Source organism: Mesorhizobium sp. M1143, from assembly GCF_040318435.1.
In the GTDB taxonomy this organism is placed as follows: domain Bacteria; phylum Pseudomonadota; class Alphaproteobacteria; order Rhizobiales; family Rhizobiaceae; genus Mesorhizobium.
Genome location: NZ_JAMYMJ010000029.1, coordinates 19697 through 40835, shown reverse-complemented (window position 1 = coordinate 40835; position 21139 = coordinate 19697). Strand labels below are relative to the sequence as shown.

Genomic DNA, 21139 nt, shown 5'->3' with positions numbered 1-21139 from the left:
CGGCTCAGCGATACGTGACGGCTTTGACCGCCTCGATGACCTCGCCGACATTGGGCAAGGCCAGCTTTTCGAGGTTCGCCGCATAGGGCATCGGCACGTCCTTGCCGGCGATGGTGATGACCGGCGCGTCGAGGAAATCGAAGGCGCGCTGCGACACCTGATTGGCGATGTGGTCGCCGACCGAGCTTTGCGGGAAACCTTCTTCCACCACGATCAGGCGGTTGGTCTTCTTTACGGAGGCAATGACGGTGTCGAGGTCGAGCGGGCGGATGGTCCGGAGATCGATGATCTCGGCATCGATGCCCATGCCGCGCAGTTCGGCTTCCGCCTTGATGGCATAGGTCATGCCGATACCGAACGAGACGATGGTGACGTCCTTGCCCTGCTTGTGAATGCGCGCCTTGCCGATCGGCAGCACGAAATCGTCGAGCTTCGGCACGTCGAAGGACTGGCCGTAGAGGATTTCGTTCTCGAGGAAGATGACCGGGTTCGGATCGCGGATCGCCGCCTTGAGCAGGCCCTTGGCATCGGCAGCCGTGTACGGCATCACCACTTTCAGGCCGGGAATATGGCTGTACCAGGCGGCATAGCACTGCGAATGCTGGGCGCCGACGCGGGCGGCAGCCCCGTTCGGGCCACGGAACACGATCGGCGCGCCCATCTGGCCGCCCGACATATAGAGGGTCTTGGCGGCGGAGTTGATGATCTGGTCGATCGCTTGCATGGCGAAATTAAAGGTCATGAATTCGACGATCGGCTTCAGGCCGGCCATCGCCGCACCGACGCCGACGCCGGCAAAGCCATGCTCGGTGATCGGCGTGTCGACCACGCGGCGCGGCCCGAATTCCTGCAGCAGGCCTTGCGTGATCTTGTAGGCGCCCTGGTATTCCGCGACCTCCTCGCCCATGACGAAGACATCGCCGTCGCGGCGCATTTCCTCGGCCATGGCATCGCGCAAGGCCTCGCGCACCGTGGTCGAGACCATCTCGGTGCCGGCGGGAATATCGGGATCGGCCGCAGGTTTGGCCGCCGGAGCGGCGGGAACTGCCTTCGGAGCCTCGCCGGCATCCTGGGGAGCCGCCTTTGAGCCTTCCTCGGCTGCATCGGTCCGCTGACCGCCAGCGGAAACGGCATCCTGGGTTGAGGCAGGCTGGCCGCTCTTTTCGACATCGCCTGCACTTTCGCCGTCCTGCAGCAACACGGCGATCACCGCATTGACCTTGACGCCTTCGGTGCCGGCGGGAACCACGATCTTGCCGATCGTGCCTTCATCGACGGCCTCGACTTCCATCGTCGCCTTGTCGGTTTCGATCTCGGCGATGACATCACCGGCGACGACCTTGTCGCCCTCGTTCTTCAACCACTTGGAAAGATTGCCCTCTTCCATGGTCGGCGAGAGAGCGGGCATGAGAATTTCGATCGGCATGTCCTTGCCCTCCCGTTACAATACGATGTCGGTCCAGAGCTCGGACGGATCCGGCTCTGCGTCGTGCTGGGCAAATTCGGCGGCGTCGGCGACGATGTCGCGGACTTCCTTGTCGATGTTCTTGAGCTCGTCCTCGGTCGCCCACTTCTTGGCCGTCAGCCGCGCCTTGACCTGCTCGATCGGATCATGATCCGAGCGCATCTTCTGCACTTCTTCCTTGGAGCGGTATTTCGCGGGATCCGACATCGAGTGACCGCGATAGCGATAGGTCTGCATCTCGAGGATGATCGGACCGTTGCCGGCACGGCACCATTCGGTCGCCTGATCGCCGGCGGATTTGACCGCACGCACATCCATGCCGTCGACCTGAATGCCGGGAATCTTGAACGAGGCGCCGCGATGCGAAAAATTGGTTTCGGCCGACGAGCGCGACACCGAAGTGCCCATGGCGTAGCGGTTGTTCTCGATGATGTAGATCACCGGCAGCTTCCACAGCGAGGCCATGTTGAAGCTTTCATAGACCTGACCCTGATTGGCAGCGCCATCGCCGAAATAGGTCAGCGACACATTGTTGTTGTCGCGGTAGCGGTTGGCGAAGGCGAGACCGGTGCCGAGCGAGACCTGCGCGCCGACAATGCCGTGGCCGCCGTAAAAATGCTTCTCCTTGGAGAACATGTGCATGGAGCCGCCCTTGCCCCTCGACAGGCCGCCACGGCGTCCGGTCAGCTCTGCCATGACGCCCCGCGGTGACAGTTCCATCGCCAGCATGTGGCCATGGTCGCGATAGGCGGTGATCATCTGGTCGCCGTTGATCAGCGACATCTTCATGCCGGTGACGACCGCTTCCTGGCCGATATAGAGGTGGCAGAAGCCGCCGATAAAGCCCATGCCGTAGAGCTGGCCGGCCTTTTCCTCGAAGCGGCGGATAAGCAGCATGTGCCGGTAGGCGGCAAGCTCCTCGTCCTTGGTGAAGTCGGCCGGCTTGGGGGCGGAAAGCCCGGTTGGTTTGGCGGATGTCGATTTAACGGATTTGGCAGGCGCTTTTTTGGCGGCGGTGGCCATGCATCACTCCCTGTTGGCGTCTCTTTGCGGACACTAAAGCAGACCATGTCTGCTCCGGGGAGGATCAGCTCCTCCCCACCGATTGGAAGGAAGCTAACATGCGAGACCGCGTTTCGCCATGCAGAAAAACGCATGGCTGGCATGCATCTAAACGCCTAGAATCATTGGAAATAAAAGCGATTAACCGAAATTAGGTTATTTCGAATTGGCCGGCAGCATGATGGTGATTTCATCGGGCTGGGACAGATTGAGCGCCCGGCGTGCCTGCTCGTCGAGCATATCCTTTTCAAGCGTGCCCTCATGCATCAGCTGGACGCGCCGCTCCAGATCGATCCGGCGCGCCTTGATGGCATCGTACTTGGCCTGCAATTCGATGGTCTGCGCTTCGAGCTGATATTTGGAATTGATGCCGAACTCGCCATGATAGGCATGGAAGCCGAAATAGGCCAGGAACGCCACGCAAAGCGACGGGATGATCAGCCGGCCGGTGTTTCTCTGCTTGTGCTGGCGTGTCCACATGGTCGCAATCCTTTGACCGCCATTTGTCGCTCGATTGTGCTTAATGGACGGTTACGGACAGGTGCATTAGCCAGCGGCCGCAACGAAAAAGGGCGGGAAAATCCCGCCCTTCCATCGTTTTCGCCAGTTCGGCAGAATTTAGGCTTTGACCACCGACTTGCCAGCGTAGCGCGCCTGCTTGCCGAGCTCTTCCTCGATGCGGATCAGCTGGTTGTACTTGGCCATGCGATCCGAGCGCGACAGCGAACCGGTCTTGATCTGCCCGCAATTGGTGGCGACGGCGAGGTCGGCGATGGTCGAATCCTCGGTTTCGCCCGAACGGTGCGACATGACGGCTGTGTAGCCTGCCTTGTGCGCGGTCTCGACAGCGTCGAGCGTTTCGGTAAGCGAGCCGATCTGGTTGACCTTGACCAGGATCGAATTGGCGACACCCATGCGGATGCCGTCGCGCAGCCGCGCCGTGTTGGTGACGAAGAGGTCGTCGCCAACCAGCTGCGTCTTGTTGCCGATCAAATCGGTCAGGTACTTCCAGCCCTCCCAGTCGTCCTCGGCCAGGCCGTCCTCGATCGAGATGATCGGATAGTCGGCGGCGAGCTTGGCCAGGTACTTGGCCTGCGCCTTCGGATCGCGGGTCTTCTTCTCGCCCTCATAGACGTAATTGCCGTCCTTGAAGAATTCGGTCGCCGCACAGTCGAGACCGAGCGCGATCTCTTCGCCCGGCTTGAAGCCGGCCTTCTCGATTGATTCCATGATGAAATCGAGCGCCACCGGCGCACTCTTCAGATTGGGCGCGAAGCCGCCTTCGTCGCCGACATTGGTGTTGTGGCCGGCATCCTTGAGCTTCTTGCGCAGCGTGTGGAAGATTTCCGAGCCCCAGCGCACGCCTTCGCGCAAAGTCGGCGCGCCGACCGGCAGGATCATGAATTCCTGGAAATCGATCGGATTGTCGGCATGCGCGCCGCCATTGATGATGTTCATCATGGGCACCGGCAGCAAATGCGCCTTGGTGCCGCCGACATAGCGGTAAAGCGGCAGTCCGGCGGCTTCCGCCGCGGCCTTGGCGACCGCCAGCGAGACGCCGAGGATGGCGTTGGCGCCGAGCCGGCTCTTGTTGGGCGTGCCGTCGAGCTCGATCATGGTCTGATCGATGTGGATCTGGTTTTCGGCTTCCATGCCGCCGATCGCCTCGAACAGCTCGCCATTGACGGCCTCGACCGCCTTGAGCACGCCCTTGCCGAGATAGCGGGCGCCACCGTCGCGCAGTTCGACGGCCTCATGCGCGCCGGTCGACGCGCCCGACGGCACCGCGGCGCGGCCCATTGAGCCGTCTTCGAGAACGACGTCGACCTCGACGGTCGGATTTCCACGGCTGTCCAGGATTTCACGCCCGACAATGTCGATGATGGCGGTCATTGCGATGTCCCCGATTGATCGATTGAAAGCGTCGCGCCCCTCTTAGCCAAAGTGCCGCAAAAGGCAATCAGGAATGGCATGAAATAATAGTGACGATCGCCCCATGCGCTCAGGCCGTGGGGCATGGGCGACGCCATCTGAACGCAAACAGCCCGCCCTGACGTCATATGTCTGGCGCCGCATGGGGCGGGTGCCCCTCCCCTTTGATTGCGGCAATCCCTTATCACAAAATACCAGGCGGCACGCAAACTCCAGCAGATGCTTCAAAAGAGGCTACCGCCAACGTGACAAACTTCACAATGCAGAGAATTCGAAGATGTTAGCGTCACATCTACAACGCGAACTATTTGGCGACCACAGTGAAATCAACAAACTTGAACTCTTTGGGGAGGCGGCAATGGCAGCGATTTCAGGCACTGGCTGGGAACTTCTTATTAGCCGCAAAGTCGAGCATATGAGGGGCACCCGACGCAGGACAGTTGGTACCTATAAAGTCTTCCACAACGGCACGGCAGTAACGGGTCTATCGGGGTTCGTGTGTGAATCTCGCGGCCCTGGCGACAATTCCAAAGAAGACAATGGCAGGCGCATCGAGCCCGGCACCTATCCACTGGCGACACAGGCCGGAGGCAAATATGTGACCATAGGCTACACTGGCGCCAAGACGCCACCCAAACCTGGACTCGAACTGCTGAAGACCAACAAGCGCACCGAAATCCTGATCCATCCGGGCGTCAATTTCCTGTCCAGCGTCGGATGCATCAACCCGACGAAGAAGGTGAGCGGTCCTCTTTCCGACATGGATTTCACGGAGAGCCGGACACGCGTAATCGCCCTCATTGACGATCTGAAAACCTTTGCCGGCGGTGGCTTCCCGAAAAGCAACGGCAAGCGAATTCCCAATGCTTCGGTGGTCGTCGAAGGCGAACCGGTGCTGTCGACCGAGAGTGTCGAGATCGTGCTCGAAGCGGTTGCGGGCGATCCGAACAAGGGTTTGCCGGCAGCGGTCTTCCAGAAATTCGCGCCGAGACCGGCAAGCGGTTCCAAGCGAACAATCTATGACGGTTACATCGGCGCCTTTACCTCCGACAAGGGCCTCAAGACACTTGGCGATCATGGCGTGTGCAACAATTATGATCGGCTGATGCATTTCTTCGCTCAAGCGGCGATGGAAACCGGTGGCTTCACCCTCATTCGCGAATCCCTGACCTACACGACCGTGGCGGCAATCCGGAACGCATGGAGGTCGCGAGCCGCGGGCAAGACCGATCAGTGGATCGGGGACAACCTGCTGCGCAAGCCGCAAGCCCTGGGCGACTGGGCCTATGGCGGCCGCATGGGCAATGTGAAAGGAACGTTGGACGGCTTCAATTTCCGCGGCGGCGGCACGTTCCAGACCACCGGGCGCGACGCGTACACGGCCAAGGGCAAGCTCGCCAAGGTTGACCTCGCCAATCATCCTGAACTGATCGAGGATCCGCAGACTTCGCTGCTCGCAGCTTGCGCCGAATGGAAAGGGTCAGGCTGCAATGCCTTTGCCGATGCCGGCCTGATCAAAAAGATCTCGCGCGCGATCAACGTCGGCAACGCCAATTCCGCCACGCAGGCCAATGGCGAAGCGGATCGGATCGCCTGGCACGAAAAGGTTTTCAAGGCGGTGAAGAATGCCGGACTCCTCGGCTGAGCATGCCTCGGATCACGTTCGACAACACCACGTCATCATAATTCAGAGATAACAATCTCTGTGTCGACTAGGATGGTGATGCGCGGGGCGAAACAGGAGGAGTTTCGCCATGTCCGAGTTGAGCGGTATCGTGAGTTTGTTCCTGATCGCGGCGGCGTTCCTGACGTCCTGCGATACGCAGCAGCCGCCAAGGGCGGCGACGCAGCTGTCCACGTTTTATGCGGCAGAATAATTTAGAAACTGTCGGGTTGCACTGAAAAGGCCCCCGTTTCGGAATTCGGGGGCCTTTTCACGTCAGGCGTCAGCGCAGCTGATCAATGCCAATACGGCGTGACCTTGTAGTAATCATAGGAAGCATCACGCGCGGCCTCGCCATCGGCGCCGGCCAGTTCATTGATCGAATAGGCGGGTGCTGCCTTCAGCTGCTCCTTCGAGAACGGCACGACATAGCCGCCCTTGTCCTCGTCATAGTCGAGGCTCGCCCACGGAATGGCGTGATACTTCTCGCCAATGCCGAGAAATCCACCGAACCCGATCACCGCGAACATGATGCCGTTCGACGTCTTGTCGAGCATGATGTCCTCGATGCTGCCGATGCTCGTGCCTTCGGTGTTGTAGACCGACGTGCCGATGACGCGCGAAGCGGCGATGGCTTCGGTGTGGCCTGTCTGGGTGGTCATGGCTGCTGCTCCTCATGTCGTTGATCGATACTTTGACAATGAGGGGCGCGGGCGAAAGTTCCCGTTTTTTCGAGCGGCGGGCGGTTACTCCGCGAGGATGAACGTCACCTTCATGTTGACGCGATAGGCCGCGATCCTGCCGTCCTCGACGACGATCTTCTGGTCCTGGATCCAGGCGCCTTCGACGTTCTTCAGGGTCTTTGAGGCGCGCTCAATCCCCTTCTCGATGGCGTCCTGAAAGCTCTTTTTCGACGACGACGTGATTTCGGTGACGCGGGCGACGGACATGGCTTCCTCCTGCCAAGACGCTCATTTGCAGCAGCGAGCCTACAGCCGGCTTATGCCTTCCACAAGCAGGGCAGCGCGCGCGCCATAGCCGAAACCATCAGCCTCGGTTCAGGTCAGCAGCATTCTTGGCGATGCGGTCGAATGCCATCAGTCTTTCGAGCAGCGCCGGCATGTCCTTCAGCGGCAGCATGTTGGGCCCGTCGGAGGAGGTCGAATTGTCGGGATCCTGGTGGGTCTCTATGAACACGCCGGCGACGCCGACGGCAACGGCAGCCCGCGCCAGCGTCTCGACAAAGCGGCGCTCGCCACCGGAGGAACCGCCCTGCCCGCCCGGCTGCTGCACCGAATGGGTGGCGTCGAAAATCACCGGCGCGCCGATCTCGGCCATCACGGGCAAAGCCCGCATGTCCGACACCAGCGTGTTGTAGCCGAAGGAAGCGCCGCGCTCGGTGGTCAGCACATTGGGGTTGCCGGAGCCGGTGATCTTGGCCACCACGTTCTTCATGTCCCAGGGCGCCAGGAACTGCCCCTTCTTGACGTTGATCACCTTGCCGGTCTTGGCCGCGGCGACCAGCATGTCGGTCTGGCGCGACAGGAAGGCCGGGATCTGCAGCACATCGACATGGTGCGCTACGATCGCGCACTGCTCCTCGGTGTGGACATCGGTCAGAATGGGAAGCGAAAACGCCTTGCGCAACTCGTCGAACACCGGAAGCGCCGCGTCCATGCCGGCGCCGCGCGTTGCCGACAGCGAGGTGCGGTTGGCCTTGTCGTAGCTGGTCTTGTAGACGAGGCCGATGCCGAGCTTGCCGGTCAGTTCCTTCAGCGCGCCGGCCATGTCGAAAGCGTGCTGGCGCGATTCGAACTGGCACGGGCCGGCGATCAACGCCAAGGGCCCGCTGTTGTCGAAGACGACGTTGCCGACGGTTACCGACGAATTCGGCGCCATCGAATTAGGCCCTTGCGGCTTGCTCATGGGGTCTCCCGGAAGATGAAAGCCGCGCCCTGTCCGGATGCCGGCTGCACGACGATTTCGTTGCCCGCTATATCGTGCCCGACGGCGTTGTCTGCAAGCAGCCTCGCGACAGCGCCGACACTGCGGACTGAAAAGACAATCGCGGCGAAGCGAACTCTTGTCGGCGCACCGGCCGGAATGTCGAAGCGCGCGGTGAAAGCCGCAGGATCCAGAACGGTCAGACGCGCATTCGGCAGGGCGAAGACCGCGCTGCTCTGCTGCTCCGAGCCAACCACTGTCGAGATCAGGCTGATCTGTGTGGAAGGCACATCGCTGACCGCAACGATTTCGGCAATGCCGGTCACGCCATTGGCATGAGCCTGCAGCGCCGTACGGTCGATTTGAGGGGCGTTGATCCGCTCGCAAGCGAACAGAAAGGCGTCCATCGTCTCGGCGCCGGCGGCGAAAGCCAGTTTGAACGAGGCCATGTCGCTCTTTCCGGCCGTGTCGGTGAAGGCGCGGGAAAAGCTCAGTACGTCTCCCGCCGACAGGCCGGCTTTGATAAAGCGCGCATGGTCCGCATCGGCATCGTCGGTGGCCAGCACCACGGCGGAAAAGCCCTCATCGCCCAGCCTGGCGCGATAGAGCCGGTCGCGCGCGACAAAGACATTGCCGCCGGCGATCGCACTCGCTGCCAGCTGTTCGTTCCCAACCGCCAGCGGTTCGAGATAGGTGCCGTCGGCAAGGAAGACGCAGCAATTTTCGGTGCCGAAGGGATGAATGCCGGTTGGCGCGACGATGAAGCCAAGCGATGTCAGCCGCGCCCGCGCCACGGCGAGGCTCGCCGTCGGCAGCACCAGATGGTCAAGCGGATGGGTCGTGCTGGTCATGCCGGCGCGGTGTGCATCATTCCCGAAATTGGTTCAAGGCCTCTTGCCGGCCCGATCAGGCCGTCGCCACGATATCGGCCGAATAGCGCAATTCGCGCAAGGGTTTGACCCGGCTGGTCGTCTCGGCATAGAGCGGGTGCGCCTTGTATGCGGCAAGCGCGGCATCATCCTCGAACTCGGCATAGACGACCACGTCGATCGCATCCGACAGCGGATCGACCTTGCTGTTGAGCGTCACCTCAAAGAGGCTTGAATGCGGGATCTTGCCCAGTGTGAGCAAGCCTGTGCGCACGGCCTCGACATCGTCCTTGCGCCGCGCGCTGAAGAAAACGATATGCCGGATCACGCCTGCCTCCACGTTCGATTTGCGGCATGTTTTGTGTGAGCGGGACCGTCGCGTCAACCGCCACGATGTCGCGCCCGGCAATGCCGGCAGGCGACTTTGCAGAGGCGCAAAAAGCTAGGCTTTGCCGGTGACGTAGCGCACGACGCGCGACATCTCCCTGACCGTCGTGTCGAGATAGCGGCCCTGATTGTAGAGGCCGTCCCAGATCAGGAAAAAGGCGATGGCGACGATGACGATGACATAACGCATGGCTGAAACTAACGTATGTGGCTGTTCGTAACCATAGCGATTTCGCCGAGGGCCGCGCTCTCCCGCGGATTCTGGCCTCAGGCCGGCAAGCTGGGCCAGCGCCGCACGAAGCATGCCTCTTGAAGTTTCGGCCAATGCCATGGAAGATTGTGGCGAAAATTCACGCAGGCTACGGCGTTCGCGCCTGGCGAATGAAAGTGGAGGATGTGGAGGCCGGCAGATCTTGCGCCGCCCCCGCGGAAACCAGGGGGGGTGTGAGATGGCTGTCAGGGAATACAAAGGCATCGGCGACGCCATCAGGCTGGACGAACTCAATTTCGCCGAGATGGTCAAGGGCCTGCCGGCCAAGGCGCGCATGGTGCTGTCGGCGGCGATGAAATTGCCGCGCGGTTCGCTGAAGGTGAGGATGCCGGATGGCCGGGCGGTGCTTGTCGGCGGCAATGGACCCGGGCCGGATGCCGAACTGGTGTTGAAGAACTGGCGCCTGCCCGGCCGTGCCTTTTCCGGCGGCACCATCGGCGTTGCCGAATCCTACATGGACGGCGACTGGGAAAGCCCTGATGTAACCAGCTTCCTCGAATTGTTCGTTGTCAACTCGGCCGTTGGCGAACGCATTGCCGGCGGCGCCAGCTGGCTCATCAACACGGTCCAGCGCATCCGCCACTGGTTCAACGAAAACACCCGCACAGGCTCGAAGCGCAACATCTCGGCGCATTACGATCTCGGCAACGCCTTCTACAAGCAATGGCTCGATCCCAGCATGACCTATTCGTCGGCGCTCTATGCGACCGGCGCCAACGACCTGGAAAGCGCTCAGGCCGCCAAATACCGCGCGCTGGCCAAGGATACGGGTATCGGCAAGAAGGACCATGTGCTCGAGATCGGCTGCGGCTGGGGCGGTTTTGCCGAATTTGCCGCGCGCGAGATCGGCTGCCGCGTCACCGGCCTGACCATCAGCCGCGAACAGCACGATTTCGCCAAGGCGCGCATCCAGAAGGCGGGACTGTCTGACAAGGTCGACATCAAGCTGCAGGATTACCGAGACGAAACGGGCACTTACGACCGCATCGCCTCGATCGAGATGTTCGAGGCGGTCGGCGAAAAATATTGGCCGGTATTTTTCGGCAAGATGAAGGCATGCCTGAGGCCCGGCGGCACCGCCGGCCTGCAGATCATCACCATCAACGAGGCCGCCTACGACACCTATCGGGCGCGGCCGGATTTCATCCAGCGCTATGTCTTCCCGGGCGGCATGCTGCCGACGCCGTCGATCCTGAAGACGCTGGGCAGCGACCATGGCCTTTCCCATCTGCGCGAGCGCGTCTTTCCGGACGACTATGCCCGCACGCTTGCCGAATGGCGCAACCGCTTCTGGGCGTCGTGGGAAAAGATCGTCCCGCTCGGCTTCGACGACCGCTTCAAGAAGCTTTGGGAATTCTATCTCCACTATTGCGAAGCCGGCTTCCGCGCCAGCTACATCGACGTGCGCCAGGTGGTCTACAAGGCCTGATCCGAAGCGTGATTGAGCGGGCGTATGCCCGCTCGTTTTCCCTGTTACCTGCGCGTTTGCCTCAAAGCAGGATGCGATACTTCGCAAACCCGGATTCGCCCTCGCCGGCCGGCTCGATCTTGAGCGATTTCACTCCCGATATAAAATCCTTCGCTTTGGGGCCGGTCTCGAACACGACGCTGGTGCCGGGCAGCGGCGTGAACGACCAATTGTCGTCGGCCGAGGGATTGATCGTGCCTTCGCTAACGACGTAGCGCACGATCACGTCGCGGTTGGTGTCCGGCGCCTCGTAGATGATCTTCGAGGCATTGATGTCGGGGAAATTGCCGCCACCGCCGGCGCGGTAATTGTTGGTGGCGACGACGAATTTCGCTGCCGGATCAATAGGCTTGCCGTCGAAGCTGAGGCCGACGATGCGGTTCGAGCCGGCATTGGCGACGCCACCCTTGGCATCGTATTTCGGCAGCTGCGACAGGTCTATTCCGTAGCTGACGCCATCGATCACATCGAAATTGTAGGACGGGAATTCGGTGTCGATGAGCGCCTGGTCGGCCTTGCCCGGCTCGATCTTCCTGAAAATGCCGGCCGACATTTCCAGCCATTCCTTCACTTGCGCGCCGGTGATTTCGACGGCGCGCACCGTGTTCGGATAGAGATAGAGGTCGGCGACGTTCTTGATGGCGATGTCGCCCACCGGCACGTCGGTATAGTAGTCGGCGCCGTTGCGCCCGCCGGCCTTGAAGGGCGCCGCCGCCGACAGCAGCGGCACGTCCTTCCACTGCGTGCTTTTTAATATGTCCTTGAGGTACCAGCTCTGCGCCTGGTTGACGATCTGCACCGACGGATCGTCGGCGACCAGCGCGAAATAGGAATAGAGCGGCGCCGAGGTCTTGCCGACCGGTCGGCGGACATAGGCAAGTGTCGCCTCATGGTCCGCCTTCAGCGCATCGACGACGCGCTGGTCGTCCGCCACCGTCGGCTTGTTTGCCTTGTCGACGCGCTCGTAGATCGGCCTTGCCTCAGATGTGGCCGAGGCTACGCGCCATTTCGATCCGTCCCGTTCCAGAAGCAGATCGATCAGTCCCATATGCGAGCCCCAGAAACCGCCCATCACGGCGGGCTTGCCCTGCAGCGTGCCTTTCTCGGTGTCGACGCCATCGAGCGCCTGAAAATCCTTCTTGCCGGGGAAGACCAAATGCTGATGGCCGGTGAACACCGCATCGATGCCTTCGACGCCGGCGACGAAGAAGGAGGCGTTCTCCATGCCGTCGCCCTGCTTGATATCGATGCCGGAATGCGAGAGCGCGATGACGATGTCGGCGCCCTCCTCCTTGATCTGCGGCACCCATGCCCTGGCCGCCTCGACGATGTCGCGCGTCCTGACATTGCCTTCCAGGTTCTTCAGGTCCCAGACCATGATCTGCGGCGGCACGAAGCCGATGATGCCGATCTTGATCGGCTGCTCGACGCCCGACCCGTCCTTGATCTTCTTGTCGAGGATGACATAGGGCTTGAGGTAGAGCTTGTCGTCGCGCGGGTTGGCGGCAAGCTCGGTGCCGCGGATCAGATTGGCGCAGACGAAGGGGAAATTGGCTCCGGCCAGCACCTTGTCGAGGAACGACAGGCCGTAATTGAACTCGTGATTACCGAGCGTCGAGCATTCATAGCCCAGCAGGTTCATGCCCTTCATGATCGGATGCAGATCGCCGTCCTTGAGGCCCTTCTCATAGGCGATGTAATCGCCCATCGGATTGCCCTGCAAAAGATCGCCATTGTCGATCAGCATCGCATTGGTGGCTTCCTTGCGCACCGCCGCGATCAGTGAGGCCGTCCGCGACAGGCCCATCGTGTCGTTGGCTTTGTCTGCGTAGTAGTCGTAAGGCAGCACATTCACATGGATGTCGGTGGTCTCCATGATCCTCAGATGCGCCTGATTGGCCTGCGCGCGGGCGGAAAACGGATGCATCATGATCAGCGCCCCGCTGGCGGCCGCGCCGGCAAGCAAACTACGGCGGGAGACGGGGTAGTTGAGATGCGGCATTGGTTTTCCTTCCCAGCGACGTGACAAGATCCCAGCCCCGGGCGGAAGCTTCGCGCCGAAAACCGGCCATGTCCATCGGGAAGTCAGTCGATCAGCAAAAGGTGACGGCTGGATGAATATCCTTGGCCGCGGTTGAGAACCTCAGCCCTTGTTATCATCGCCCTGGGTGATCAGCCGCGCGCTGCGCTGGCCGGTGAAATAGATCCATAGCCAGCTAAGCGACACCGAGAGCCGGTTGCGAAAACCGATCAGGAAGTAGATATGCGCCACGCCCCACAGCCACCAGGCAAGCCATCCCGTGAGCTTGATCCGGCCGAAATCGATCGCGGCTGCCCACTTTCCGATCGTCGCCAGGTCGCCGGCATGTTTGTAGCGGAAAGGGCGCGGCGCGCTATCGCCGGCCAGCCGCGCCCTGATCGTCGCGGCAACATGCTTGCCCTCCTGCTTGGCCGAGGGCGCCACGCCTGGCACCCGCTTGCCGTCCGGCCGCAAGACATGCGCTGTGTCGCCGATGACGAAGATCTCCGGACTGTTCGGCACGGTCAGATCGGGCTCGACCATAACCCTGCCCGCCCGGTCTACCGGCGCGCCCAGCCACTCTCCCGCGGGCGAAGCCGCCACGCCGGCGGCCCACAGGATGGTTCGCGCCGGCAGATGCGTATCGCCAAAGACGACGCCTTCGGCATCGAGGCGCGTGACGGCGCGGCCAAGCTCGACCGTGACGCCCCGCCGCTCCAGCGCCTTGCGCGCATAGTCGGACAGCTTTGGCGCGAAATTGGCGAGGATCCTGTCTCCGGCCTCGACCAGCACCACACGCGCCTCACGCGTGTCGATGTTGCGGAATTCGCCACGCAGCGTTTCATGCGCGAGTTCGACAATGGTGCCGGCAAGCTCCACGCCGGTCGGGCCGCCGCCGACGATGACCAGTGTCAGCAGTGCCTGGCGCTTGGCCGGATCGGTCTCGCGCTCGGCCTGCTCGAAGGCGAGCAGGATGCGCCGGCGAATGGTGGTTGCATCTTCAAGCGTCTTCAGCCCGGGCGCGAAAGGCTCCCATTCGTCGTGGCCGAAATAAGCATGACGCGCGCCGGTGGCGAGCACCAGCGTGTCGTAGTGAACAGAACTGCCGTCCCCAAGCAGCACGCGTTTGCCTGGACGGTCGACGCCGGTGACGTTGCCGAGCAGGGTCGTCACGTCCTCGCGCTTGCGCAGCAGATGACGGATCGGCCAGGCAACTTCCGAGGTCGCCAGCGAGGTGGTCGCCACCTGGTAAAGCAGCGGCTGGAAAAGGTGATGGTTGCGCTTGTCGATCATGGTGATGCGCACGGGTGCGCCGGCCAGCGCCCGGGTGAGTTCGAGACCGCCGAACCCTGCGCCGACGACAACGACATGATGGCTGGTTTCACTCATCGCATTCACCCCTGTTTGTCTCTCTTTATCTAGTGATTTTTGTGCACCGCAACAATGTCGCGGCGCGCTAGACTGCCGCGCGTAAGGCTGCCCAGGACTCGTCGCCGGATGTCGCGAATGCCTATGTCGGCAAGCCTGGACGGGTATAGCCTTGCAGGGGCTGGAACCACGGGAGTGAAGCATGGCCAACGACGATGACAAAGATCGCAAAGGGCGGGCGCAATATTCTTCGCCGCCTTGCTTCATGCACGAACTCGATCCGGAATTTCGCGCGCCATTGACCGACTGGACCGATGTGCGCCGTTGGCGCAAGGCCGAGCGCGAGCGTCTGATCGCGGCACGGTTGGCGGTTTCGGCCGATGCGCGGCTGGCGATGTCGCGGGCTATCACCGAAGGTCTCGACGCGGCAATCGGCGACATTGCCGGCCGCATGGTCAGCCTCTACTGGCCGTTTCGCGGCGAGCCGGACCTGCGGCCGTGGATGGCGTCGATCAACCAGCGCGGCGGCCGCACGGCGCTGCCCATCGTGATCGAGAAAGGCCAGCCGCTGATCTTCCGCGCTTATGTGCCCGGCGACCGGCTGGAAAAAGGCATCTGGAACATCCCGATCCCGGCCGAAGGCGAGCCGGTGCTGCCCGACATCGTCATCTCGCCGATCGTCGGCATCGACCCGCGAAACTACCGCCTGGGCTATGGCGGTGGCTTCTTCGACCGCACGCTGGCTGCCATGCCGTTCAAGCCATTGGTCATCGGAGTCGGCTACGAACTGCAGCGCATAGCCACCATCTACCCGCAGCCGCACGACATCCCAATGGATAGGCTGGTGACCGAGACTGCTCAGGGCTAGGCCAGTTCCGGCTTCATGCCCATCGCCGTGCGGTCGACGATCTCGCGCAGGGCAAAGGATGAATTGATCTTGGTCACATGCGGCATCGCCGACAGCCACTCCTTGTGGATGCGCTCATAGTCGACCAGATCCTTGGCGGCGATGCGCAGGATATAGTCGTATTCCCCCGACATCAGGTGGCACGACAGCACATTGGGGCAGCGCTTGATCGCCGCCTCGAAATCCGACAGCGTCTTTTCGAACTGTCCCGACAGCGATATGTGCACGATCGCCGTCATCTGGTGGCCGAGCGCGGCATTCGAAAGCCGGGCGTGATAGCCGCGGATGGTGCCGGATTTCTCCAGATTGTCGAGCCGGCGCGAACAGGCCGACTGCGACAGGCCGACCCTTTCGGCGAGCGCCGCATTGGGTATGCGGCCATCCTTCTGCAGTGCCTCGAGAATGGCGATATCGATCCTGTCGAGCGGCATTTACAGTGATTCCTGCGAAAATTCTGCAATTTCGCGCAACGATTATCGAAACGCGTGACCCCGCGCAAGCGCATTCGCAAACACCTGCGCAACGATTCGTGGTTCACTCGGTTGATACAGGGAACGAGCCCGAAGGGCCGGATCAGGAGAAGACTATGCGCGTCGGTTGCCCCAAGGAAATCAAGAACCACGAATACCGCGTCGGCCTGACGCCGGGCTCTGTCCGCGAATATGTTGCGCATGGCCATGAAGTGCTGGTCGAACGCGGCGCCGGCGCGGGAATCGGCGCCGATGACAATGCCTATCGCGCCGCCGGCGCCACCATCGCCAAGACCGCCGCCGACGTGTTCGCCAAGTCGGACATGATCGTCAAGGTCAAGGAGCCGCAGCCCAACGAATGGGCGCAGTTGCGCGACGGCCAGATCCTCTACACCTATCTGCACCTGGCCCCGGATCCGGAGCAGACCAAGGGCCTGCTCGCGTCCGGCGTCACCGCAATCGCCTATGAGACCGTAACCGACGACCGCGGCGGCCTGCCGCTCCTGGCGCCGATGTCGGAAGTTGCCGGCCGCCTGTCGATCCAGGCCGGCGCGACCGCGCTGCAGAAGGCCAATGGTGGCCGCGGCGTGCTGCTCGGCGGCGTGCCCGGCGTACTGCCCGGCAAGGTCACCGTGCTCGGCGGCGGCGTCGTCGGCCTGCATGCCGCCCGCATGGCCGTCGGCCTCGGCGCCGACGTCACCATCATCGACCGCTCGATCCCGCGCCTGCGCCAGCTGGACGACCTCTTTACCGGCCGCGTCCACACCCGCTACTCCACAGTCGAGGCGCTTGAGGAAGAATGCTTCTCGGCCGACATCGTCGTCGGCGCCGTGCTCATCCCGGGTGCTGCTGCACCCAAGCTGGTGACTCGCGAAATGCTGTCGGGCATGAAGAAGGGCTCGGTGCTGGTGGACGTCGCCATCGACCAGGGCGGCTGTTTCGAGACCTCGCACGCCACTACCCATGCCGAGCCGACCTATGAGGTCGACGGCGTGATCCACTACTGCGTCGCCAACATGCCGGGAGCCGTGCCGGTGACCTCGGCGCACGCGCTCAACAACGCGACGCTGCATTATGGCCTGCAGCTGGCCGACAAGGGCCTGAAGGCGCTGGTCGACGACCACCATTTGCGCAACGGCCTCAATGTCCACAGGGGCAAGATCACCAATCGCGCCGTCGCCGAAGCACTCGGCTATGAGCTGGTCGAACCGAAAGTGGTTCTGGCTGCCTGACCAGACGCCTTAATCGACTCAAGCAGTTCTGCCTCCCTCACCCGCCGGTTGCGCCGGCGGGTTTTTTATTGGCCGCGTGCTCACAAATTGCGGGCTCTAAGGCAACATCACGGCGAAACGGCCCGGCTTGGCGGTGCTTTTGCCTATCGATGTGGCATTTTTGTCATTCCAATATTAGCGAGCATCCTGTTAGAACACGGACGGGTTTGTTCTATGCTAAGGGGCTAAAATGTTCATTTCTGCTAAATCCGTTCTTCTCGGCGCCGTTTCGGCAATGGCTTTGATATCGGTAGCGCATGCCGCCGATGTTGTGCAGCCGGTGGAAGAACCTGCCGGCTTCAACTGGAGCGGCGCCTATGTCGGCATCGGCGGCGGCTTCGGCGCCACCGTGCACCGCATCAGCGTCGACCCGTTTCTCGACTTCAATGGCATCGGCGGCAACGGCGTGTTTGGCGAAATCACCGCCGGCTACGACTACATGGTCTCTGAACGCTTCCTGCTCGGCGGCTTTATCGACGCCAACATCGGGAATATCGGTCCGTCGATCAGCCTTCCGGGCGCTGATATCGACCTGACGAACGCTTATGGCTTCGACGTCGGCTTGCGCGCCGGCTATCTCTTGAACCCCGATACGCTCGGCTATGTGCTCGGCGGCTACACCTGGAACCATTTCAAGCTCGAGGGTTCGGGCTTTGCCGACGGTCTCGATTTCACGGAGAACCGTGGCGGCTATGTCGTCGGCGTTGGCATGGAAACCGTGCTGCGCGGCAACTGGACGATTAAGACCGAGTACCGCTACGCCAACTATGGCGACGACTCGGTAGCTGACCTCGGCATTATCGGCGGCCCGGGAACCTCTCTGGATGTCGAGCCGTCCAGCCACACCTTCCACATCGCGGCCAACTACCGCTTCGGCGCCCAGAATGGCGGCGGTGCCTCGTTTGCTGCTCCGACCTACAACTGGACCGGCTTCTATGTCGGCGGCGCGCTTGGTGCCGGCACCGTGGTGCATGACCTGACGCTTGCCAGCGCCCTCGAATTGGATGGCATCGGCGGCGAAGGCGTGTTCGGCGAGGCGAGCATCGGTTACGACCATGATTTCGGCGGCTGGGTCGCCGGCGTTCTGGTCGACGCCCGCTATTCCGGCATACGCTCGAAGCTGGACATTCCGGGTGGGTCGATCAAAGGCGATGCCGACTATGGCTTCGATGCCCTGGCCCGCATCGGCGCCAAGGTCAACGAATCGACGCTGGCCTATGTCCTCGGTGGCTACAGCTGGCAGCATTTCGACCTGCATGCTTCGCCTGGCGGCGACATCACCGACTGGGGCTCGAGCGGCTTCTCGGTCGGTGGCGGCCTGGAAACGGCCGTTTCCAGCAACATGACGCTTGGTCTCGAATACCGCTATTCGCAGTATGAGAAAGAGGATTTCGGGTCGGGCGGCTTCCTCACCGACGAGCCTTCCTTCCAGACCGTTCGCCTCGGCGCGAAGTATAAATTCAACTAAAAAGCCGCTCCGGCAACGGTCGAAGCCCGTCGGTCAATTCCGGCGGGCTTTTTCTTTGCGCAAAACCTGACATCGGCATTGAACAGGCCGGCGGACAACAAAAAAGCGGAGCCAAAGCCCCGCTTCCTCGATATCGAGATCCCCGCCGGTTCATCCGCGGTCGGCAATCCATCGACACTCACCTTTTAACGTATGAATGCGACGGCAGTACGACAGTTCGCCGCCAGTCGGCGCCACCGTGTGCCGGCGATAGTCGCGGCGCTGTGTGAAGCGTTTCACATCCGCCATTCGAAAAGCATGCGCAGACAGGGCTGCCAACTTGACGGCTCGTGCCGTCACACGGTTCCCAACTGCCCGCCAGACCACCGGCGGGCATCTTTTTGTCAGAAACGCTCGATGCGGCACTGATAACAATTGTTGCGCGCCGAGCGGACGTGGACATAGGCGATGTCAGCGCGCTCAAACAGCGTCTCTGCCCGCGCCGCAATGCCGCCAGCCGGAATGACGCCGCCGCTGCCATAGACGATGCGGTCATCCGCACCATAGCCGCGCACGATATAGTCGCTGCTGTCAAGCATCTCTGGAAGCGCTTCCGTCTCGGCTGCGCGTTCGCATTCCTGCGCATGCAGGAAGATCGGTCCTGTCTCGGCGTAAGGCTGCAACGCCGGAAACGGCCGGTAGGCCAGGATCAGATAGTAATCGCCTTCGGTGACGTTTCTCAGGCAATGCCGGCACGGCACGCCGTCGCCATCGGAAACCTTCCGCTCCGGCGTTTGGCCATAGGCGTCCGCCCCGCCGCGCTGCAGCGCTCTCACATCTTCTGTCGGCAAGGCTTTGAACTGGACGGTCATGGCTAAATCTCCGGTGTGGTTGACCGGAAATTATGCCCCCGCCGAGGTACTTCCCACTCGATTCCTGTCAACTGTCAGCAGCCCGGCCAGTCTCAGGCCGGACTGCTTCGGCATTGGGCAGGTCCCGCGCCGGCTCAGCGGATGAAATCGTCGAAGCGGCGCAGCGTCACCCGGCGCCTGCGCCAGTTCTCGTCCTGGGTCCGCACGAGCAGGAATTCCTCGCCATGAACGGTCGGTTCGGCCTTCAGTCGGAGAAAGTCACGGCCGCATGACGCTGGCCGAGCGCTCGGCGAACGACAGCGGGTGCACGGTCTCCTTCTTTTGCGCCACCGGCGCAAAACCGAGCTTCTGGTAGAGCGGCAAGGCAGCCGGATGGTCGAGCGTGCAGGTCTGCACCGTTACCCGTTTCGGCCCATACGACCATGCTGCGGCAATCGCCGCACCGAGGAACCAACGGCCGATGCCTTGCCCGGTCGCATGTTCCATCATGCCGAAATAAGCGAGTTCGACTTCCTCTGGCAAATGCGGCTTGAGGTCGAAGAACCCGGCCGGCGCGCCGTCGAGATAAAGCACCCTGATGTCGCGGTCCTCGCGGTGGATGCCGGCGGCAAGCTCGTCATCGTCCAGCCTCAGCACATTGACCCAGTGCCATTTGCGTCCGACCCGATCCATGAGATAGCGGTAGAAATGCAGCGGAATGTCCTTGGTCCTGAGCAGCGCGATCTGCCTGTTGTAGGGCAACGGCGGCGAATAGGCCGGCGGCACATGCATTTCCAGAAACGTGACCGTAACCTCGATGTCGTCCAGCGCGCCATTTTCCATCGCCATCATTCCTTGCCCGTCACCACGGGCGTGTCTGCCAGCCCGCCCCATTCCGTCCATGAGCCGTCGTAGAGCCGGTTGTCGGTGTGGCCGAGCGTCTCCAGCGCCAGAGTGACGACAGCCGCCGTGATGCCGGAACCGCAAGAGGTGACGACCGGTTTCGACAGATCGATACCGGCATCCTCAACGGCCTTGCGCAACTGGTCCTTCGACAACAGCGCGCCATCCTGTGACAGCGCCGAATAAGGCAAATTGTGCGCGCCGGGCATGTGGCCGGAGCGAACACCCGCGCGGGGCTCTGGCTCGGCGCCGGTGAAGCGGCCCGCGCCTCGGGCGTCCGCAATCTGGCTCTCGCCAGTCTCGACGATGCGGCGCATGTCGGCAAGGCTGGCGACGCGAGCGGCATCGAAATCGGCATGAAATACATTCGGCGCGATCTTGGTCGGCTCCGCTGTCACCGGCCGGCCCGCCGCCTTCCAGCGGTCGAAGCCGCCGTCGAGCACATAGACCTGGAACACGCCCATGACGCGGAACATCCACCAGGCGCGCGGCGCCGAGAAGAAACCCGGACCGTCATAGACGACAATGGTGTCATCGGCCGAAATTCCCATGGCGCCTACATATTGCGCGAAATGCTGTGGCGAGGGCAGCGTGTGCGGCAGCTTGGCATCAGGATCGGAGGCCGCATCATGATCGAAGAATCGCGCACCCGGAATATGCGCAGCCTCATACTCGGCGCGCGCATCGCGGTTCTGCGCCGGCAGATACCAGGATGCATCGACGATCGTCAGGCCGGGCTCGCCAAGACGGCTCTGCAACCAGTCCGCATCGACGGTGAAAGGGCTGTCATCGGCCATCGTTGTTCTCCTGCTCCGCCTTGGCGAGGCATTGCTTCCTGTTG

The 21139-nt window shown here is 62.0% G+C and carries 22 protein-coding genes and 1 pseudogene; 6 read left to right on the top strand and 17 right to left on the bottom strand.

Going from position 1 to position 21139, the window contains the following annotated elements; genetic code table 11:
* Nucleotides 1-4 precede the first annotated feature (4 nt).
* The 4 genes from NKH35_RS19595 to eno all read right to left on the bottom strand — a co-directional run bounded on the left by NKH35_RS19595 (nt 5) and on the right by eno (nt 4420).
* Entirely contained in the window at nt 5-1426 is a 1422-nt protein-coding gene (locus NKH35_RS19595; RefSeq protein WP_023734036.1) for a pyruvate dehydrogenase complex E1 component subunit beta, read from the bottom strand.
* Nucleotides 1427-1441: 15 nt separating this feature from the next.
* Nucleotides 1442-2488 carry a pyruvate dehydrogenase (acetyl-transferring) E1 component subunit alpha gene (pdhA, locus tag NKH35_RS19590; RefSeq protein ID WP_023734037.1) on the bottom strand — a complete coding sequence of 349 codons (1047 nt, stop codon included), beginning with the start codon at nt 2486-2488 and terminating at the stop codon, nt 1442-1444.
* 195 nt (nt 2489-2683) lie between these two features.
* Nucleotides 2684-3007, bottom strand: a complete 324-nt coding sequence (locus NKH35_RS19585) for an FtsB family cell division protein (protein WP_023682560.1) — start codon at nt 3005-3007, stop codon at nt 2684-2686.
* Nucleotides 3008-3145: 138 nt separating this feature from the next.
* Entirely contained in the window at nt 3146-4420 is a 1275-nt protein-coding gene (gene eno, locus NKH35_RS19580) for a phosphopyruvate hydratase (protein WP_023682561.1), read from the bottom strand.
* A gap of 103 nt (nt 4421-4523) precedes the next feature.
* Between eno and NKH35_RS19575 the strand changes: the two genes are divergently transcribed.
* On the top strand, nt 4524-6104 hold the full coding sequence (locus NKH35_RS19575) for a glycoside hydrolase family 19 protein (RefSeq protein ID WP_198029707.1): 1581 nt from the start codon (nt 4524-4526) through the stop codon (nt 6102-6104).
* A gap of 109 nt (nt 6105-6213) precedes the next feature.
* Nucleotides 6214-6336 carry a hypothetical protein gene (locus NKH35_RS19570; protein ID WP_023734039.1) on the top strand — a complete coding sequence of 41 codons (123 nt, stop codon included), beginning with the start codon at nt 6214-6216 and terminating at the stop codon, nt 6334-6336.
* Between the two features lie 82 nt (nt 6337-6418).
* Here NKH35_RS19570 and NKH35_RS19565 read toward each other — a convergent pair whose 3' ends face one another.
* From NKH35_RS19565 to NKH35_RS19540, 6 genes are all read right to left on the bottom strand, one after another.
* The gene (locus NKH35_RS19565) at nt 6419-6784 is read right to left on the bottom strand and encodes a PRC-barrel domain-containing protein (protein WP_023668909.1); all 366 of its coding nucleotides are present in this window, start codon (nt 6782-6784) and stop codon (nt 6419-6421) included.
* Nucleotides 6785-6868: 84 nt separating this feature from the next.
* On the bottom strand, nt 6869-7072 hold the full coding sequence (locus tag NKH35_RS19560; protein WP_023668908.1) for a dodecin family protein: 204 nt from the start codon (nt 7070-7072) through the stop codon (nt 6869-6871).
* Between the two features lie 97 nt (nt 7073-7169).
* Nucleotides 7170-8048, bottom strand: a complete 879-nt coding sequence (gene kdsA / locus NKH35_RS19555; RefSeq protein ID WP_023706540.1) for a 3-deoxy-8-phosphooctulonate synthase — start codon at nt 8046-8048, stop codon at nt 7170-7172.
* Entirely contained in the window at nt 8045-8917 is an 873-nt protein-coding gene (locus NKH35_RS19550) for a VOC family protein (RefSeq protein ID WP_352915895.1), read from the bottom strand. The genes kdsA and NKH35_RS19550 overlap by 4 nt, the downstream gene beginning before the upstream one ends.
* A 55-nt stretch (nt 8918-8972) precedes the next feature.
* A complete protein-coding gene (locus NKH35_RS19545) occupies nt 8973-9263 on the bottom strand; it encodes a Dabb family protein (protein WP_023691273.1) in 291 nt (96 codons plus the stop codon).
* A 114-nt stretch (nt 9264-9377) separates the two neighbouring features.
* Nucleotides 9378-9512 (bottom strand): hypothetical protein, encoded by a 135-nt coding sequence (locus NKH35_RS19540; RefSeq protein ID WP_023688440.1) that lies wholly within the window; start codon nt 9510-9512, stop codon nt 9378-9380.
* Between the two features lie 259 nt (nt 9513-9771).
* Between NKH35_RS19540 and NKH35_RS19535 the strand changes: the two genes are divergently transcribed.
* A complete protein-coding gene (locus NKH35_RS19535; RefSeq protein ID WP_352543606.1) occupies nt 9772-11022 on the top strand; it encodes a class I SAM-dependent methyltransferase in 1251 nt (416 codons plus the stop codon).
* A gap of 61 nt (nt 11023-11083) precedes the next feature.
* Here the strand turns inward: NKH35_RS19535 and NKH35_RS19530 are convergent, their stop codons facing one another.
* Entirely contained in the window at nt 11084-13063 is a 1980-nt protein-coding gene (locus NKH35_RS19530) for a bifunctional 2',3'-cyclic-nucleotide 2'-phosphodiesterase/3'-nucleotidase (RefSeq protein ID WP_352915892.1), read from the bottom strand.
* Nucleotides 13064-13204: 141 nt separating this feature from the next.
* Nucleotides 13205-14470, bottom strand: a complete 1266-nt coding sequence (locus NKH35_RS19525; RefSeq protein WP_352915889.1) for an NAD(P)/FAD-dependent oxidoreductase — start codon at nt 14468-14470, stop codon at nt 13205-13207.
* A 181-nt stretch (nt 14471-14651) separates the two neighbouring features.
* Between NKH35_RS19525 and NKH35_RS19520 the strand changes: the two genes are divergently transcribed.
* A complete protein-coding gene (locus NKH35_RS19520; protein ID WP_352915886.1) occupies nt 14652-15317 on the top strand; it encodes a 5-formyltetrahydrofolate cyclo-ligase in 666 nt (221 codons plus the stop codon).
* Here NKH35_RS19520 and NKH35_RS19515 read toward each other — a convergent pair.
* On the bottom strand, nt 15314-15787 hold the full coding sequence (locus NKH35_RS19515; protein ID WP_023668897.1) for an Lrp/AsnC family transcriptional regulator: 474 nt from the start codon (nt 15785-15787) through the stop codon (nt 15314-15316). The two genes, NKH35_RS19520 and NKH35_RS19515, sit on opposite strands and share 4 nt — an antisense overlap.
* 155 nt (nt 15788-15942) lie before the next feature.
* On the opposite strand from NKH35_RS19515, the gene ald reads away from it, so the two are divergent.
* Nucleotides 15943-17058: an alanine dehydrogenase gene (gene ald / locus NKH35_RS19510; RefSeq protein ID WP_352915885.1), complete on the top strand. Its 1116-nt coding sequence runs from the start codon at nt 15943-15945 to the stop codon at nt 17056-17058.
* Nucleotides 17059-17287: 229 nt separating this feature from the next.
* On the top strand, nt 17288-18565 hold the full coding sequence (locus NKH35_RS19505) for an outer membrane protein (RefSeq protein WP_352915884.1): 1278 nt from the start codon (nt 17288-17290) through the stop codon (nt 18563-18565).
* A 383-nt stretch (nt 18566-18948) separates the two neighbouring features.
* On the opposite strand, the gene NKH35_RS19500 is transcribed toward NKH35_RS19505, so the two are convergent.
* From NKH35_RS19500 to sseA, 4 genes and pseudogenes are all read right to left on the bottom strand, one after another.
* Nucleotides 18949-19416 carry a DUF1203 domain-containing protein gene (locus tag NKH35_RS19500; protein ID WP_352915882.1) on the bottom strand — a complete coding sequence of 156 codons (468 nt, stop codon included), beginning with the start codon at nt 19414-19416 and terminating at the stop codon, nt 18949-18951.
* 134 nt (nt 19417-19550) lie between these two features.
* Nucleotides 19551-19655: pseudogene (locus NKH35_RS19495) on the bottom strand (OmpA family protein); the annotation flags it as partial.
* Between the two features lie 19 nt (nt 19656-19674).
* Nucleotides 19675-20238 carry a GNAT family N-acetyltransferase gene (locus tag NKH35_RS19490; protein WP_023682574.1) on the bottom strand — a complete coding sequence of 188 codons (564 nt, stop codon included), beginning with the start codon at nt 20236-20238 and terminating at the stop codon, nt 19675-19677.
* Nucleotides 20239-20243: 5 nt separating this feature from the next.
* Entirely contained in the window at nt 20244-21095 is an 852-nt protein-coding gene (sseA, locus tag NKH35_RS19485; RefSeq protein ID WP_352915880.1) for a 3-mercaptopyruvate sulfurtransferase, read from the bottom strand.
* Between the last annotated feature and the right edge of the window lie 44 nt (nt 21096-21139).

Excerpts from the sequence above, each read along its gene's own strand:
- eno (WP_023682561.1), bottom strand. The coding sequence starts at position 4,420 with ATGACCGCCATCATCGACATTGTCGGGCGTGAAATCCTGGACAGCCGT.
- NKH35_RS19500 (WP_352915882.1), bottom strand. The coding sequence starts at position 19,416 with ATGACCGTCCAGTTCAAAGCCTTGCCGACAGAAGATGTGAGAGCGCTG.
- NKH35_RS19515 (WP_023668897.1), bottom strand. The coding sequence starts at position 15,787 with ATGCCGCTCGACAGGATCGATATCGCCATTCTCGAGGCACTGCAGAAG.
- NKH35_RS19560 (WP_023668908.1), bottom strand. The coding sequence starts at position 7,072 with ATGTCCGTCGCCCGCGTCACCGAAATCACGTCGTCGTCGAAAAAGAGC.
- NKH35_RS19540 (WP_023688440.1), bottom strand. The coding sequence starts at position 9,512 with ATGCGTTATGTCATCGTCATCGTCGCCATCGCCTTTTTCCTGATCTGG.
- NKH35_RS19585 (WP_023682560.1), bottom strand. The coding sequence starts at position 3,007 with ATGTGGACACGCCAGCACAAGCAGAGAAACACCGGCCGGCTGATCATC.
- NKH35_RS19520 (WP_352915886.1), top strand. The coding sequence starts at position 14,652 with ATGGCCAACGACGATGACAAAGATCGCAAAGGGCGGGCGCAATATTCT.
- kdsA (WP_023706540.1), bottom strand. The coding sequence starts at position 8,048 with ATGAGCAAGCCGCAAGGGCCTAATTCGATGGCGCCGAATTCGTCGGTA.
- pdhA (WP_023734037.1), bottom strand. The coding sequence starts at position 2,488 with ATGGCCACCGCCGCCAAAAAAGCGCCTGCCAAATCCGTTAAATCGACA.
- ald (WP_352915885.1), top strand. The coding sequence starts at position 15,943 with ATGCGCGTCGGTTGCCCCAAGGAAATCAAGAACCACGAATACCGCGTC.
- NKH35_RS19525 (WP_352915889.1), bottom strand. The coding sequence starts at position 14,470 with ATGAGTGAAACCAGCCATCATGTCGTTGTCGTCGGCGCAGGGTTCGGC.
- NKH35_RS19570 (WP_023734039.1), top strand. The coding sequence starts at position 6,214 with ATGTCCGAGTTGAGCGGTATCGTGAGTTTGTTCCTGATCGCGGCGGCG.
- NKH35_RS19505 (WP_352915884.1), top strand. The coding sequence starts at position 17,288 with ATGTTCATTTCTGCTAAATCCGTTCTTCTCGGCGCCGTTTCGGCAATG.
- sseA (WP_352915880.1), bottom strand. The coding sequence starts at position 21,095 with ATGGCCGATGACAGCCCTTTCACCGTCGATGCGGACTGGTTGCAGAGC.
- NKH35_RS19530 (WP_352915892.1), bottom strand. The coding sequence starts at position 13,063 with ATGCCGCATCTCAACTACCCCGTCTCCCGCCGTAGTTTGCTTGCCGGC.
- NKH35_RS19490 (WP_023682574.1), bottom strand. The coding sequence starts at position 20,238 with ATGGAAAATGGCGCGCTGGACGACATCGAGGTTACGGTCACGTTTCTG.
- NKH35_RS19575 (WP_198029707.1), top strand. The coding sequence starts at position 4,524 with ATGCGCTCAGGCCGTGGGGCATGGGCGACGCCATCTGAACGCAAACAG.
- NKH35_RS19565 (WP_023668909.1), bottom strand. The coding sequence starts at position 6,784 with ATGACCACCCAGACAGGCCACACCGAAGCCATCGCCGCTTCGCGCGTC.
- NKH35_RS19535 (WP_352543606.1), top strand. The coding sequence starts at position 9,772 with ATGGCTGTCAGGGAATACAAAGGCATCGGCGACGCCATCAGGCTGGAC.
- NKH35_RS19595 (WP_023734036.1), bottom strand. The coding sequence starts at position 1,426 with ATGCCGATCGAAATTCTCATGCCCGCTCTCTCGCCGACCATGGAAGAG.
- NKH35_RS19550 (WP_352915895.1), bottom strand. The coding sequence starts at position 8,917 with ATGACCAGCACGACCCATCCGCTTGACCATCTGGTGCTGCCGACGGCG.